The sequence below is a fragment of the Facklamia sp. P12932 genome (genome assembly GCF_050409545.1).
GTDB lineage: Bacteria > Bacillota > Bacilli > Lactobacillales > Aerococcaceae > Facklamia.
The window spans coordinates 1-16,716 of the sequence record NZ_JBNUPG010000026.1 but is presented as its reverse complement, the minus strand read 5'-3'; the positions used below and the strand labels follow the sequence as shown (position 1 = coordinate 16,716).

Annotated in this window: 11 protein-coding genes; 3 read left to right on the top strand and 8 right to left on the bottom strand. The window is 37.4% G+C overall.

Annotation, left to right across the window (positions count from 1 at the left end; genetic code table 11):
- Nucleotides 1-246: 246 nt before the first annotated feature.
- Nucleotides 247-918 carry a prepilin peptidase gene (locus ACQV2P_RS07940; RefSeq protein ID WP_428894861.1) on the top strand — a complete coding sequence of 224 codons (672 nt, stop codon included), beginning with the start codon at nt 247-249 and terminating at the stop codon, nt 916-918.
- Between the two features lie 454 nt (nt 919-1,372).
- Entirely contained in the window at nt 1,373-1,516 is a 144-nt protein-coding gene (locus ACQV2P_RS07935) for a hypothetical protein (RefSeq protein ID WP_428874500.1), read from the top strand.
- A 320-nt stretch (nt 1,517-1,836) separates the two neighbouring features.
- On the opposite strand, the gene rpoC is transcribed toward ACQV2P_RS07935, so the two are convergent.
- From rpoC to ACQV2P_RS07910, 5 genes are all read right to left on the bottom strand, one after another.
- Nucleotides 1,837-5,463, bottom strand: a complete 3,627-nt coding sequence (rpoC, locus tag ACQV2P_RS07930) for a DNA-directed RNA polymerase subunit beta' (RefSeq protein ID WP_428874501.1) — start codon at nt 5,461-5,463, stop codon at nt 1,837-1,839.
- A gap of 89 nt (nt 5,464-5,552) precedes the next feature.
- A complete protein-coding gene (gene rpoB, locus ACQV2P_RS07925; RefSeq protein ID WP_428892057.1) occupies nt 5,553-9,161 on the bottom strand; it encodes a DNA-directed RNA polymerase subunit beta in 3,609 nt (1,202 codons plus the stop codon).
- A 370-nt stretch (nt 9,162-9,531) separates the two neighbouring features.
- Nucleotides 9,532-10,197: a potassium channel family protein gene (locus ACQV2P_RS07920; protein ID WP_428874503.1), complete on the bottom strand. Its 666-nt coding sequence runs from the start codon at nt 10,195-10,197 to the stop codon at nt 9,532-9,534.
- A gap of 16 nt (nt 10,198-10,213) precedes the next feature.
- The gene (locus tag ACQV2P_RS07915; protein WP_428894860.1) at nt 10,214-11,560 is read right to left on the bottom strand and encodes a TrkH family potassium uptake protein; all 1,347 of its coding nucleotides are present in this window, start codon (nt 11,558-11,560) and stop codon (nt 10,214-10,216) included.
- Between the two features lie 60 nt (nt 11,561-11,620).
- Nucleotides 11,621-12,229, bottom strand: coding sequence for a class I SAM-dependent methyltransferase (locus ACQV2P_RS07910; RefSeq protein ID WP_428875466.1), 609 nt, complete (start codon nt 12,227-12,229; stop codon nt 11,621-11,623).
- Nucleotides 12,230-12,376: 147 nt separating this feature from the next.
- Between ACQV2P_RS07910 and ACQV2P_RS07905 the strand changes: the two genes are divergently transcribed.
- A complete protein-coding gene (locus tag ACQV2P_RS07905) occupies nt 12,377-12,985 on the top strand; it encodes a thioredoxin family protein (protein WP_428875465.1) in 609 nt (202 codons plus the stop codon).
- 56 nt (nt 12,986-13,041) lie between these two features.
- Here ACQV2P_RS07905 and ACQV2P_RS07900 read toward each other — a convergent pair whose 3' ends face one another.
- From ACQV2P_RS07900 to ACQV2P_RS07890, 3 genes are all read right to left on the bottom strand, one after another.
- Nucleotides 13,042-14,148 (bottom strand): hypothetical protein, encoded by a 1,107-nt coding sequence (locus ACQV2P_RS07900; RefSeq protein ID WP_428894859.1) that lies wholly within the window; start codon nt 14,146-14,148, stop codon nt 13,042-13,044.
- Nucleotides 14,149-14,169: 21 nt separating this feature from the next.
- Nucleotides 14,170-15,171 carry a hypothetical protein gene (locus ACQV2P_RS07895; RefSeq protein WP_428894858.1) on the bottom strand — a complete coding sequence of 334 codons (1,002 nt, stop codon included), beginning with the start codon at nt 15,169-15,171 and terminating at the stop codon, nt 14,170-14,172.
- 940 nt (nt 15,172-16,111) lie between these two features.
- A partial coding sequence (locus tag ACQV2P_RS07890; protein WP_428894857.1) for an LPXTG cell wall anchor domain-containing protein occupies nt 16,112-16,716 on the bottom strand: 605 nt, incomplete at its 5' end.

Genomic DNA, 16,716 nt, shown 5'->3' with positions numbered 1-16,716 from the left:
TGTCTTTGTTCAGTTTTCAATGAGCTTCGCTGCCATAAGTGACAACTTCTATATACTAGCATGGGTTAGACTTTTTGTCAAACCTTTTTGAAGATTTTTTGAATTTTCTTCTAAATATCTGCTTTTTTACAAGATATTCGCTAGCAGGAATTACATTTTACTATCTTTTTTAATTTGTGTCAATAATTTTTAGCACTTTTTTTCTTTTTTACGTGTATTTAAGCCTATAACTTATAAAAGGAGTTAATGATGACTCATATACTGTACTTTTATATTGGATCTTGTATAGCGAGTTTTGTTTACTATCTTTCTTATTCCATTATAAATAAAAGCTTTAGTTGGAAAGCACGATCTTTTTGTGATCATTGTCAGCACAAACTCTACTTTTGGCAGTTATTTCCTTTGTTTTCATATTTATTACTGAAGGGGCATTGTTATTTTTGCTGTCGGAAAATAAGTGTCAATCACTTTTACTTTGAATTGTTTGGTGGACTCTGCTCTCTCTTCTTTTTTCTATTGACTGCTTTTTCTTTTTTTAATCTGATTTTATTACTTATCTTTCTATTCATGACCTTCATGGATATACTTGATCAGTGGGTTCCTGATTTTCTACAACTTTCTTTTTTGACACTCGGATTACTCTATAATTATTCATATAATATTATTCCCTTTCAGTGTTTTCTTATTTTCTGTCTTATCAGCTTTCTTCTTATAAGAACAGAACAGTCTTGGATGGGAGGTGCCGATTTAAAATTCATCTGTATTTCTCTATTGTTTATTCCCCTAGGCTCTATTCCTTACTTTTTATTTTTAGCAGCTTCACTTGGACTTCTGTATTGTTATCTTTCTAAAAGTAAAATAATTCCATTTATCCCTTTTTTAATATTTTCTTTTATAACTAGTTATGTTTTGACATGATGCATTGTAAAATTTAATGCAACACGAGTAAAAATAAAACTCATAACAAATTTAATTCATGTAAAATGTCATTACTATAAAACATACACATGAAAGAGATTGTTATGAGCCCTATATATTACCACGGATGATAGAAGTAAGACTTTTCCCAAATACCTTCTCCTTTAAGACATTCTATAATTGGATATATAAGGAGACTTTATCCGTTTCCTTGCAGGTGTTAAGGAGAAAAGGTCACTCTAAAAAAACGAAAGAAAGAAGAGAAAGATTTGATATCAACACTTCTGTTTAGAAAAGACCCAAAGTGGTGAAGAAGCGCACTGAATTTAGACACTGACAACTTGATATTCTAGTATCTTCTTGAGGAAAAAGCAAAGGATGTTTAGCTACTTTTGCAGAAAGGAAGACTCGTACCTATTTTGCGATAAAAACACCAGACAGAAGTAAACAATCTATGTTAGAAGCGCTTTATCAATTAACAAAATCCTTACCACAAGGAGCCTTTAAAACATTCACATCCGATAGAGGAAAAGAATTCGCTTGCTATGACGTAGTAGAGAGTAAGTTAGGGATAGGTTTTTACTTTGCCGATGCCTAGAGTGCATGGCAAAGAGGCACCAATGAAGGCAGCAATGGCTTGCTAAGGGAATTCTTTCCTAAGAAAACGGATTTCGCACAGCTAAAGGATCAAGACTTGTTTAAAGCTATCTATAAAGTAAACGCTAGACCAAGGAAATGTCTAGCGTTTGAAGCACACTTTGAACGTTATATTGAGGAATTGAATTTGTTAACAGAAGTGTCGTAATAATTATTGCAATATATCATATAAAAATACCCTTCAATTATGAAAAACTCCCCCTAAAATAGTTTTACTTTTGGGGGAGCAGTTCAATAATTGAAGGGTTTAATCTATTTTGTTTATTTCATTTGCTGTGGTTCCTCTGTTATCTCAGTTGGCATAGGAATAGTATCTTGAGTGGTTTGGATTTCCAAATCACGGTAGCTGTTCATTCCAGTACCAGCTGGGATTAATTTACCAATAATGACGTTTTCTTTTAGACCAATTAAGTAGTCACGGTCTCCACGAATAGCCGCATCGGTCAAGACACGTGTTGTCTCTTGGAAGGAAGCAGCTGAGATAAATGATTTTGTCTCAAGAGCAGCTTTAGTAATTCCAAGTAAGACGGGTCGAGCCGTAGCTGGTGTTTCCCCGCTTGTAATGGTGTCTTTATTAGCCTTAGCAAAGTCTGCGATATCCATTAAGGCCCCTGGTAAAATAGATGTAGAAGCAGGGTCCATTACACGAACTTTACGTAACATTTGACGAGCCATCACCTCAACGTGTTTATCACCAATTTCTACCCCTTGGCCACGATATACGGCTTGAACTTCGCGCATAATGTATTTTTGGACCGTTAAGACGTCAGTAACTGCTAATAATTCTTTGGGATCGATTGATCCTTCTGTTAAGGCTTGACCACGTTCTACACGATCGCCTTCATTGACTTTAAGGCGAGCAGCATAAGCCACTTTATAAGTGCGGTTATCCGTAACACCTGTAACGGTAATTTCTTTCAACCGCTCGCTTGATTTTTCTTCAATCGAAGTAACAACTCCGGCAACTTCCGTAATGGTTGCTTGTCCTTTTGGAACACGCGCTTCAAAAATTTCTTGAATACGTGGTAAACCTTGAGTAATATCACCGCCACCGGCAACCCCTCCCGTATGGAAGGTACGCATGGTTAACTGAGTACCAGGCTCACCGATAGATTGAGCAGCGATTGTACCTACTGCTTCTCCAACTTCTACTTCTGATCCAGTCGCTAAGTTGCGTCCATAGCAATGTTTACATACACCATGGTCAGTATTACATGTAAAGACTGAACGAATAGTTACAGCTTCAATACCTGCTTTAATAATTTCTGCAGCCTTCTCATCTGTAATCAATTCTTGAGCCTTAACAATTTCTTCTCCAGTTTCTGGATGAATGACTGATTTATGTGCATAACGTCCTTGTAAACGTTCTTCTAGGGACTCAATAACCGAATTACCATCGGCAATTTCACGAATTTCAACTCCACGGTCTGTTCCACAATCTTCCTCACGGATAATGACATCTTGAGCGACATCAACTAATCGACGTGTTAAATAACCTGAGTCAGCGGTCTTCAAGGCCGTATCGGTCATCCCTTTACGCGCTCCGTGAGTGGAGATAAACATTTCCATAACGTTTAAGCCTTCACGGAAGTTGGATGTGATTGGTAATTCGATGATTTTCCCAGAAGGAGCCGCCATGTTTCCACGCATTCCGGCTAGCTGGGTAAAGTTAGAAATATTACCACGGGCACCAGAGTCAGACATCATAAAGATGGGGTTTAGACGTGGCAAGCTCTTTTGTAGATCCTTTTGAATCTGATCTTTGGCTTTTTCCCATGTACGAATAACATTTTCATAGCGCTCGTCTTCAGTTAGAAGTCCGCGTCGTCTCATTCGAGTAATCTCATCAACTTTGGCATGAGCTTTCTCTAAGATTTCTGCTTTACTATCTAAACTGAGAACATCCGCTACCCCTACGGTGATACCTGATTGCGTAGAATATTTATAACCCAAATCTTTCATCTTATCTAGCATAATTGATGTTTGAGTAATATGATAATGTTTAAAGACTTCAGCAATAATATTACCAAAATCTTTTTTCTTAAACGGTGACACAGGCTCCATCTGTTCAATAGCTTCTTTAACGTTTACACCTGGTTCCAAGAAGTACTTATCAGGTGTTTGTTGCGTTAGGTTCTCATTTGATGGCTCATTTAAATATGGGAATTCATCTGGCATGATTTCATTAAAGAATAATTTACCAATAGTTGTAACCATTAAACGTTCTCTTTGCCAGTCAGTGAAAGTTTTATTAGTGAAAGACTTAGCAGGAATCGCTACACGGGTATGTAAATGCACATAGCCATTTTGATATGCAATCTCTGCTTCTGAAATGGAGCTTAGAATCATTCCTTCACCCACACGTCCCGGTTCTTCAATTGTTAAATAATAATTACCAAGCACCATGTCCTGTGAAGGTGTTGCAACTGGCTTACCGTCCTTAGGACTTAGGATGTTTTGTGCACCTAACATTAACAAACGGGCTTCAGCTTGAGCTTCTTCAGATAACGGTACGTGAACTGCCATTTGATCCCCATCAAAGTCAGCGTTATAAGCGTTACATACTAATGGGTGTAGACGAATTGCTTTCCCTTCAATTAAAACCGGTTCAAAAGCTTGAATACCTAATCGGTGAAGAGTAGGTGCTCGGTTAAGTAGTACGGGGTGTTCCTTAATAACATCTTCAATAACAGGCCAAATCGCATCATGTTGAACTTCAATCATACGTTTAGCATTTTTTACGTTGCTAGCTATTTCGCGTTCTACTAATTCTTTCATTACGAACGGTTTAAATAGTTCGATGGCCATTTCTTTTGGTATACCACATTGGTACATTTTTAAAGACGGTCCAACAACGATAACCGAACGACCAGAATAGTCCACACGTTTTCCTAAAAGATTTTGACGAAAACGTCCTTGTTTACCTTTAAGCATGTGAGAAAGAGATTTTAATGGACGATTACCAGGACCAGTAACAGCACGTCCACGACGACCATTATCAATCAAAGCATCTACTGCCTCTTGTAACATTCGTTTTTCGTTTTGCACAATAATATTTGGTGCACCTAAATCTAAAAGGCGTTTCAAACGATTGTTACGATTAATTACTCGACGGTAAAGATCATTTAAGTCAGAAGTTGCAAAGCGTCCTCCTTCCAACTGAACCATCGGTCTTAAATCAGGTGGTATAACTGGCAAAACATCCATAACCATCCATTCTGGTTTATTTCCTGATTCTTGGAAAGAATCCAAGATATCTAAACGACGAATCGCTCGCGTTCTTTTTTGTCCAGTCAACGTTTTAAGCTCTTCTCGTAAACCACTGATCTCAGCATCTACATCAACTGCATGTAGGAGTTCTTTAATCGCTTCTGCACCCATTTTGGCATAAAAACGGTTGCCGAACTCACGTTTTTTCTCACGATACTCTGTCTCAGTGAGTAATGATTTATATTCTAGACCCGTATCGCCTGGATCAATAACTATGTAAGAAGCAAAATAAATCACTTCTTCTAATAGTCTTGGGCTCATGTCAAGGATCAAGCCGATACGGCTTGGAATCCCTTTGAAATACCACACATGAGTAACTGGGGCTGCTAATTCTATATGCCCCATTCTTTCACGACGAACTTTAGCGCGAGTCACTTCCACGCCACAACGGTCACATACGCGACCTTTATAGCGAACACGTTTTAACTTCCCACAAGAACATTCCCAATCCTTGGTAGGACCAAAAATACGCTCGCAAAAGAGTCCATCTTTTTCGGGTTTTAAAGTTCGATAGTTGATGGTTTCTGGTTTTTTGACTTCCCCATAAGACCATGAACGAATTTTTTCTGGGGATGCGAGACCGATTTTCATGGAATCAAATTTATTAACATCTATCAAGGGGCCGACCTCCTTCTTGATTTAAGCTGGTGTTTCCACCAATTAATGGAGTGCCTTTTCTCCAATGGCTCCAAGGCATTTAGACATTACTAGTCTTCTTTAGTTGTATCTCCACTAGTAATTGAGGCTGAACTTTCATTAGTTTCACTTGTTTGAACGACGCTCTTTTCTTCAGCGGCTTTTTGATCTTCTTTATACTTCTCAAGCGCATTAAAGTTAATTACATCATCTTCATCGTCATCATCCAATAGTTCAATTTCTTTATCTTCAGCATCCAAGACTTTCAAGTCCAATCCTAAAGCTTGTAGTTCTTTAACTAATACACGGAAGGATTCTGGTACACCAGGTTTGGGAATAGCTTCTCCTTTGACAATGGCTTCGTATGTCTTCACACGACCTACTACATCATCTGATTTATAAGTCAAGATTTCTTGTAAGGTATAAGCTGCACCATAGGCTTCTAAGGCCCAAACTTCCATCTCGCCAAAACGTTGTCCACCAAACTGTGCTTTACCTCCGAGCGGTTGTTGGGTTACTAATGAATATGGGCCCGTTGAGCGTGCATGCAGCTTGTCATCGACCATGTGTGCGAGTTTCAACATATACATGACACCGACTGAAACTTTTCGGTCAAATGGTTCTCCAGTACGACCGTCATATAGAGTTGTCTTAGCATCCGGTTCTAATCCGGCTTCTCTAACTGTTTCCCAAACCTCTTCTTCATTCGCCCCATCAAAGACAGGTGTAGCAAAATTAATGCCTAATTGACGTCCGGCCATTCCTAAATGTAATTCAAAGACCTGTCCAATATTCATCCTTGAAGGCACCCCTAATGGGTTTAACATAATATCAACTGGTGTCCCATCAGGCATAAATGGCATATCTTCTTCCGGCATGATTAAAGAGACAACCCCTTTATTTCCATGACGTCCAGCCATCTTGTCACCGACTTGAATTTTACGTTTTTGAACAATATAAACACGAACCAATTTATTCACTCCTGGTGAAAGCTCGTCGCCATTTTCACGAGTGAATACCTTAACATCGTGCACAATTCCACCACCACCATGGGGAACTCTTAAGGAAGTGTCACGAACTTCACGTGCTTTTTCACCAAAAATAGCGTGTAAGAGGCGTTCTTCTGCTGTCAATTCAGTCACACCTTTTGGTGTGACTTTTCCGACTAGAATATCTCCATCGCGTACTTCCGCACCGACCATAATAATTCCATCTTTATCTAAATATTTGAGGGATTCCTCACTAACATTAGGGATTTCGCGCGTAATTTCTTCTGGTCCTAACTTAGTATCACGTGATTCTGATTCATATTCTTCAATATGAATAGAGGTATAGACATCGTCTTTAACTAGACGTTCAGACATGATGATGGCATCCTCGTAGTTATAACCATCCCAAGTCATAAAGGCTACCAATGGGTTTTGACCTAAGGCCATTTCACCGTTTTCCATCGAAGATCCATCTGCTAAAATTTCATTAGCATCAACTTGATCTCCAACAACAACAATTGGACGTTGGTTGTAACATGTTCCCGCATTGGAACGCGCAAATTTAGTTAAGCGGTATTCATCAACGGAACCATCTTCTAATTGCACACGAATACGTTCAGCATCCACATAGGTTACTCGACCTGGACGTCGGCAAATCAATGCCGCACCCGAGTCGTGAGCAGCTTTATACTCAATACCTGTTCCGATAATCGGTGCTTTGGGACGAATTAAAGGAACTGCTTGACGTTGCATGTTAGCTCCCATTAAAGCACGGTTGGAGTCATCGTTTTCTAAGAAAGGAATCGATGCCGTTGCTACTGCAACTACCTGTTTTGGTGAAACATCCATAAAATCGACTGTGTTAGTTTTGACCTCTAAGTTTTGGTCTTTATAACGAGCCATAACCGTGTCATTTTCAAAAGTACCATCTTCATTTAAACGAGAGTTAGCTTGAGCAATGATGTATAAATCTTCCTCATCTGCTGATAAATACGCAATTTCTTCTGTAACGGTCTTGTTAGCCTTATCCACTTTACGATAAGGTGTTTCAATGAAACCATAACGGTTTATTTTTGCATATGAAGATAAGGAGTTAATTAATCCAATGTTTGGACCTTCTGGTGTTTCAATTGGACACATACGACCGTAGTGAGAGTAGTGAACGTCACGCACTTCATAACCAGCGCGATCACGTGTTAACCCTCCCGGTCCTAAGGCAGAAAGACGACGCTTGTGAGTCAATTCACCCAATGGATTGGTTTGATCCATAAATTGTGATAATTGGGAAGAGCCAAAGAACTCTTTAATAGCCGCTACAACTGGACGAATATTAATTAACTGTTGCGGTGTCATTGTTGAGACATCTTGTAAGGACATTCTTTCACGGACTACTCTTTCCATACGCGATAAGCCAATACGGAATTGATTTTGCAGTAATTCACCGACTGAACGAATACGACGGTTGCCCAAATGATCAATATCATCTGTTGAGCCTACTTGTTCATTTAATAATAAATAGTAGTTCATTGACGCGATAATATCTGCTGGGGTTAAGTGATGCACTCCTTCAAGATTAGCGTTACCGACAATGTTAATCACACGGTCCGAATCAAGAGGGGAGTATACTTTGACCACTTGCAAGTCAATCGGTTCACCAATCACACCATCTGGTGAAGGAGTATAAGTATAAACATTCAAACCATTATCTAAGTAAGGGATTAAACGTTCAATATCTCCTGCAGAAAGTTCAGTTCCTTCTGTGAAGAGTACTTCACCTGTTTCTGGGTCTGCCAAAGTTTCTGCGAGTGTCATTCCTAAAAGACGGTGCTTTAAGTGGAGTTTTTTATTAATCTTATAACGTCCAACTGGCGCTAAATCATAACGTCTTGGATCAAAGAAACGAGCCGTTAATAAGTTACGTGAAGAATCTGCTGTCTTCGGCTCACCAGGACGTAGGCGTTCATAAATATCTTTCAAGGCTTCTTCGGCACGGGAGTCAGAAATGTTTTTATGGACATCTTTAGCTAAAGTGTCATTCAATAGGGTGGTTTCAGATAAGATTTCAACAATCTCGTCATCTTCGCCAAAACCAAGTGCACGAATTAAGGCTGTAATTGGCAATTTACGTGTCCGGTCAATTCTGACATAGGCAATTCCTTTAGCATCCGTTTCAAATTCTAGCCAAGCTCCTCGGTTAGGAATAACGGTTGAAGCAAAAGTATGTCTTGATTTTTTGTCTACTTTATCATGGAAGTAGACACCTGGAGAACGTACTAATTGTGAAACAATAACACGCTCTGCCCCATTAATGATGAAGGTTCCCATATCCGTCATAATTGGGAAATCGCCAAAGAATACTTCTTGTTCTTTTACTTCACCAGATTCTTTATTAACTAAGCGCAAATTAACATAGATTGGTTTAGAGTAGTTGGCATCGTGGGAACGAGCTTCCTCTACTGTATATTTAGCCTCTTGAAATGAGTAATCATGGAAATAAAGTTCTAAATTTTCTGTATGATCGACGATTGGCGAGATATCTTGGAACATGGTCTTTAATCCTTCTTCTAAAAACCATTGATAGGAATCGGTTTGGATTTCAATCAAGTTTGGTAATTCCAAAACCTCATCAATTCGTGCATAACTACGACGTTCTGCTTTTTTACCATATTTCACGATATGATGCTGACTCAAACAATTCACCCCTCTTTAATATTACGTAGCGAATGGTGATTCTTCTGGGCTTGCTTTAACTATCGACCGGCAGATTACAATGTGTTTACAAATATTACAATTTGATAACAAAATGCTTTTTGTCCTTTTTAAGGGCAAAAAAAAGACAAAAGAATTGATTTTAATCGCCTAAGCTTCCTCAATCTTTTGTTTACTCTGCCAAAATCGCCGACCGGACAATATTTCGGTGCCATTTTGAATTCAATGTTCACGCTATGCGTTATTCAATATTACACTTATTTTTTATCAAAGTCAAGACTTTCTTTCTCAGACTTTAAAAGCAAAAGACCACTCGAATTAAATTAGCAAGTGGTCTTATAAATATAAAATCTTAAATTTCTTTTTCTAATAAAACTTTCGCATTATTGGTGTTGGTTAAGCCGACAAAGAGGTCGCTTTCTTCAATAATAAAGTCTGGATTGACATTAATATCAAATCCTTCTTCAATACGAGACTTAATCGCAATCAAATTAATATCATAACGGCTTCTAAAATTTATTTCTTCAATCGTCTTCCCTATCCAATTCTTACGAGCGGTAAATTCAACAATGTGGCTCTGAGCGTCTAATTGAATTAAATCGAGTACCGAATCATTGGTCAGTTCATTACCAATCCGAATCCCCATATCTGTTTCGGGTAAAATAACGCGATCAACGCCTAATTTCAAAAGAACTTCTTTATACTCTTCTTTGCGCGTTTTTGCGATAATGGTCGGTACTTCTAACTTTTGCAAAGATAATAAGGTAGTAATCGTATTATCAAACTTTGAAGAGGAGGCAATAATTGCCATTTGTGCTTCACCAACTCCGGCTTCTTTTAATACTTCATACTTGGTAAAGTCACCTTGTACAGCTACTTCCACCTTGCTAGCAATAGCTTCAACTAGCTCCATGTCGCGATCAATCACGATTACTTGCTTGTGGTTTTCCGCTAAAGTTTTGGCTAAGGATGTTCCGAATAATCCGAGACCTAAAACTGCTGTGATTTCTTTTTTCATGAAAGTTTCTCCCTTTCTATCCTATCATCAAGTTACCATGCGGGTATTTAATCTTTGATGGCTTTCTTCCCATACTCGCTGACCAAAAAATAGTTAACAACCCGATTCGACCAATAAACATCATAAAAATTAAAACGGTTTTACCAACACCAGTTAAATTAGGGGTTAAACCCATACTTAAACCAACTGTTGAAAAGCAAGAGACAACTTCTACTACTACATATTCGATGCCGAATCCTGGAGGAATTGTTTCTGTTATTAACAAGATCATGGTGACAAAGGTAATTAAGCTTAAGCCTGAAATTAAAATAAAGATGGCCTTCAAAATAGCTCCTTCAGGGATGGTACGCTTAAAGATAACCGATCCTCTACGACGAATAGCTGAAGAAGAAAAAATTAAAAGACTTGCTAAAGTAGTGGTCTTAACCCCACCCCCGGTGGATCCCGAAGAAGCGCCTAGAAACATTAAGACGATGGTTAAGAAAATACCGGCAGATGATAAAGCGGTATAGTCCACATTCGAAAAGCCAGCGGTTCGTGGTGTCACCGCTAGAAAAAGATAGTTTACAAGTCTAATAAAGAAGGGTTGGTCCTTAAACAAAGGACTAGGTTGTTCAGTTAGAGCGAATAATACTGTTCCTAAAAGGAGTAAAATAGCCGTTGTAGTCAAAACTATTTTAGTATGCCACAATAATTTACGATTGCGATAAAAGGTTAGCAAATCTCGCCAAACAATGAAACCTAATCCACCAATGATAATCAAACCCATACAAGTTAGGAGAACTAAAGGATTGTCTTGGAAACCAATCATAGAATCTCCCAACAAATCAAAACCGGCATTACAAAAGGCGGACACACTATGAAAGATGGCATAATAAGTTCCTTTTAACCAGCCAAAGCGTGGAATAAAGTCGATTCCTAATAAAGCCGCCCCAATAATCTGTACAATCAAAGAGAATTGGATGATATAGCTCAAAAGATTTCTAACTTCAGAAATATCGGAGATATTTAAAGATTCAAGTAAAACTTTATGCAGTCTTAGATTTATTTGCTTGCCCATATAGATAAAAACGGTAACCCATAAGGTCATAAATCCAAGTCCACCAATTTCAATTAAAACTAGAATAATCGTTCGTCCAAAATAATTCCAATGGTCTGTAGTGTTAACTGTTACATTTCCCGTTACACAAACAGCTGAAACAGCTGTAAACCAAGCATCAATTAGCTTCGTCCATTCACCTGATCGACTAGCTAAAGGAGTGGCTAATAGTATTCCTCCAATAAAGGAAATCACGACAAACGTCAGCACAATATAAATAGGAGCTGAAATCTGAGTAACATAATTTTTAACTTTATCGAACAAATAAACGCTTCCCCTCTAATCAATAATGACTTTTTAAAACCAATGTGTTTAATCTTGAAACTACTTGATGGATTGTAAAATCCAATAGCCTTTAGAGCGATCGATTTCACTGACATTTCCAAATGTTTCTTCCATAAACTTTTTCATACTGGGTGCCCCTTGTTTTTTCTGGATAACCAGCCATAACTGTCCTTCCTCTTTTAGTGCTTGATAGGCTTGGGTCACAAATTGCTGAACAATAGTCTTACCAGCTCGAATAGGTGGATTAGTTAAAACATAATCATAAATTGGCTCGAAATTATGAGTGACAACATCTGCTTGTATAAAATCCAGATTTGTCACTCGATTCAATCGCATATTTTCCTTAGCTAATGCCAAGGCTCGCTGATTAACTTCTAAACCCAACACTTGAAGTGACTGCGATTGATCAGCAATGGCAACCGAAATTGGCCCATAACCTGAGCCTAACTCCAATAGTTGGCCGGAATTTATACTTTGATTAAGCTTTAAAAAATTTTCTATCAAGAGGCGCGAACCAAAGTCCACTCTACCTTTGGAAAAAACTCCCGCATCGGTAGAAAACTGATAACTTTGGTGAAAAAGCTGTGCTTCAATATAACGTTCATCATGACTGCTTTGTGGTTGCTGACTATAATAATGATCGGACATAAATACACCCCTTGCTTGAATCGATCTCATATATCTTAACATTATTGCTAAAAAAGTGATATAATTTAATTATTATCATGCTTAAGTAATTAAATATTTTCTATAAGAGTTAAACCATTACTAAGCTTTTTAGAAAGGAAGTTTACAGTGAAATTATTAAATAAAAAATTGTTCCTACTAATGTCAGTCTGTTTCTTACTAACTGCTTGCCAACTAAATGATTCTAAAATAGACAAACAAGAAAATCCAATCACAAATCAAAAAAGCGACTACATTGGAGAAGATGGTCAAGTTTCTTTTAAGGAAGACCTTATTCTTTTAAACTTAGATAAAGAAACGAAAGAAAAAGTCTATAAAGAGCTAGACAAGATTGAAAAATATGCCGGTGAAGTAAGTATCGCCCCTTTAAAGATGTCTAACCTTTCTAAAATAGAAGGTCAAACTGCTTATGAAGCAGTTATCGAAGATTCTAAAAATGAAGCCAAACTAATCTATGTAGGTTTTGATTCTTGTCCATATTGTCGTGTTTTTCTACCTAAGTTAAATCAATTAGCTAAAGAAATGAACCTAAATTATCATTATTATAATACCGATGAGCGAATGGAGGATGATAATTTCCGTGATGTTGTCGATAATTTCTTTGAAATTTCCACGGTTCCCCAACTGCTCATTGTTAAAGATGGTAAAGTAGACAGTAAATTGGAAAACTCCAATTCAATGGCTGACTTAGAAAAATTCCTTCTAAAGCTTAATTAATTAAGCTATTTAAAAATCGCCCTCATCTAAATTGAGGGCGATTTTTTAACCAATCTCTAATTTTCCATCGTTGTTTCTTCTGAGTCTTCTAAATAACTTTCCATCTCTTCACTTGATTCTTCTTCTATTTCAAGAGGAGTCATGGTCACTTCTTTTTCAGTATCAGATATTACTTCTTCTGAGAATGTAAACTCACCAGGAAAAGCCTCTTCTACAGCCATTTGAATCTCATCAATAAACTCACCGGTTAATTCATCAGCTTTAACGATATATTGATATTCTTCGCGATCTGCCTCATATTGAACTTCAAAGGTTGCTTCATCGTAAGTTAGCGCTTGGGTTTCGGTGCCTGGTCGAATACCTAAGATGATATCGAATTTATCGTCCACTTTGATCATTTCTCCAGCAACAAAAAGATCCGGATAAATCAGTAGTTGCTTCTCTAAGTATTCCTCCGCTGCTTCTTCTGTTTCAAATTCACTCGAAATATAGAATAAAATGTAGCGTCCTTTTTCTTCAACATCTTCTGCATAGGTCACTCGAACCAAAATAAAGTCTTCATCAATGATTTCTTTTTCAGCAATAAAGCGGTCTTTTGTCGCTTCATCTTCTTCAATCAATTGAATAAAATCATCCGCTTCTGACTCTTCTTTGAAGACATTAGCATTAAAAGTAATGAATTCTCCCTCAAATAAGTCAATCTCTTCTTCTACTTCCGTCTCTTCTTCCATTTCAATACTTGTTTCTGGTATCTTAATCACTTCAATATCTTCTGGTCGATTGGAAGGCTGTGGGCGACTTGGAATATAAGGTTGAGTTGGTCTAGGGTTTGGATTAGGTTGGGGCTGGCTAGCAACCGTTGTTACAGTCGTTTCTGTAGTTTGAACAGTTGTTTCTTTTGGGCTTTCAACTGTAGTGTTAGCAACAGTTGTTTCTTTCTCTTCAGACTCACCGCTACCATTGTTAGGCTTAGTTGTAGTTTCATTTTGAGGTTTACTAGGTGCAATCGTAGACTCCTGTGGTGCAGGCTGATTTCCTTCGTTTGCGGGTGGGGTTTGCTCAGTGTCCGGCTTATTTTCAGTGTCATCCTGAGCAAAACTTGTCCCCACGCATCCAAACGTTAAAACGGTAACTACTAAAAGATTAATAAGTTTATTCTTCATTCTATTTTCTTCCTTTCTTATTTAGCGACGAAAACCTAAAACTATTAAGATAATTCCTAAGAGTACTAAAACTGCTACTGCTCCTATGGTCACGATAGAAACGTTATCTTCAGAGATTCCTAAATTAATTAATTTTTCCTTTAAGTTAATCTGTGTCAGATACGCATTAATTTTGGTGTTGAATTGAGAGAATAAATTCCCTGCCACCGCTGAGCCATTATCATTACTTTCTACATTCGCTTGACGTTCAGATAGAGGTAGTTGGCGAAGTGTCACTAACGTTTTGCCATTTTCTTCTACACTTTCAAAGCTGAATTCACCAGGAAAACGCTCTTCTATCGCTTGACGATAGGGGTCATCACCATTCGATTCTAGTTCATACTGATAAGGTTCTCTTTGATCATAGTACTCAATTTCTTGCTTATCTGTATCGATACCAAAGCCATCTGCATTGGCATTAACTTTCAAAGCAAAAGCCAGATCATATCCATCACCTTGTGATGTCAGTTCACCTTTTTCAAACAAATCGGGATAATATAATAAATGTTTATCCAAGACTTCTTGGGCTTGATTTTGATCGACAATACTGACTGGGAAATATAAAATAATCAATTGCCCGTCTTCTTTAGCACTGTCACGATAATTTGCTGAAAGTAAAAAGCGACTCTCTTCAGAAACATCCTCTAAAATCATCTGATCGTTCAGACTTGCATCATTCTTTACATAATTGGCAAAGTTATCTAGTGATTCTTGATTTTCAAACTCATTAAGGGGATAAACAACAATATCTGTTTCAAACAAACCTTGTTCCATTGCTTTATTAGATGCTCTTTCCTCATTCTCACCAACGGATGATTCGTCATCAGAGTTTGTAGATTTCTCTACTTTCTTTAAGTCTGACGGAAGGGCAGGTCGTGGAATGAAAGGATCAGAAGTTGCTTCTACCATCAAGTTAGAACAAGTATAAAGACTGAACAGGAACCCTATTAACAAACAATAAAAAAAACTCTTTTTCTTTTGCATAAACCGAACTCCTCTAAATTTGTTAGCTACATTATAACAGTCTTATACCTTTTTTAATAATGGAAACTTTGAATTTATAAAAAAAGAGACCTTAACAAAGTCCCAAACAATCAGTCCCAATAATCCGAATGCAAGGTAGTTTCATAAAAGGGGTCATAAGCAAGTTTTTGCCTATACTATTCAAACAGCTTGCAATCGCAAGGGGGTGGATATTAGCTTATAGTGTCTACTCTAGAAATACCCACTATACGCAAGTATTTCGATTACTATTTAAAAAGATTACTCTTTTTAATTCCACTCATCTCATTGCAGAGGCGAGATATAAAACGCCCACCATCGTTCAATTTCTTTTAAACCAATCCACCATACCAGTGTTTCCTTATACGCGACCAAGACGTAAACCCGAGCATAGAGAGTGTATCTATGATGAATACTATGACTGTTATTTAGATGCAAAAATGGGGTCTATCATTCTACGACCACTAATCAAAAAGGCTATCGAGAGTACAAAGCCTCTCGTCAAGATCAGGAGAACAATCAAAATAAATGTGTAATTAGCCGACATGTGTGGCAAAAAGCCCTTGAAAGGTGTGAGGATATCAGGTATTCAGAGGGTATGCGTGCTCTTTATAAAGAATCCAAAGAGTCCGCTGACAGAATATTCGGCACTGCTAAAGAACATCATGGCTTTCGATAGACGCATTTTATTGGAAAAATCTTGATGGAATTTAAAGCAGGGCTCACTTTTACTTGTTTAAACATGAAGAAATTGGCAAATATACTAGAGATGAAGAGCTAGAAAGGCTTCGGTTTTTTATTTTACAGGAAACTTTTAAGACAAATAAAGACAAACCCTTCCTTGAGAGTTACTCAAATAGGGTTTGTCTTCAATCTGAGAGCAAAATTATCTTGCTCTTTTAAATAGCTGCTATTAAATTAACTATGCTTCTTCACGTTTCTTAGCAACTAAGCCTAATCCTGCTAATACAGATAATGCTGCTGCACCATAAATTGCGAAGGTTGAACCTTCACCAGTTTGTGGTAATTCAGATTTTTCTTTTTTATTTTCTACTGGCTTTGGATTTTTTGGTTTTTCATCTGCAGGTTTTTCATCTGCAGGTTTTTCAGTTACCATAAATGTCATAGTTTCTTCATCATATGACCATACTAACTCACCTAAACCAAAGCGAGCAACATAGTCATGGAAGTATTTTTCAGCTTCTTTCATAGATGCAGCTTCATATTCAGATGTAATGTTAGTATCAGATGTTTTTAGAACTAATTTAAATGTATATAATTTAGGTGCTTTTTCATCTGTTGCCATGAATGTCATTGTATCAAAATCATATGACCATTCTAAGCCTTTTAATCCTTGACCTGCTACATAGTCGTGGAAGTATTGGTCAGCTGCTTGCATACTTTCTGCTTTATATTCTGATGTAATATTAGTATCAGCTGTTTTTACTATTAATTTGTAAGTATATAATTCTGGTGCTTTTTCATCTGTTGCCATGAATGTCATTGTATCAAAATCATATGACCATT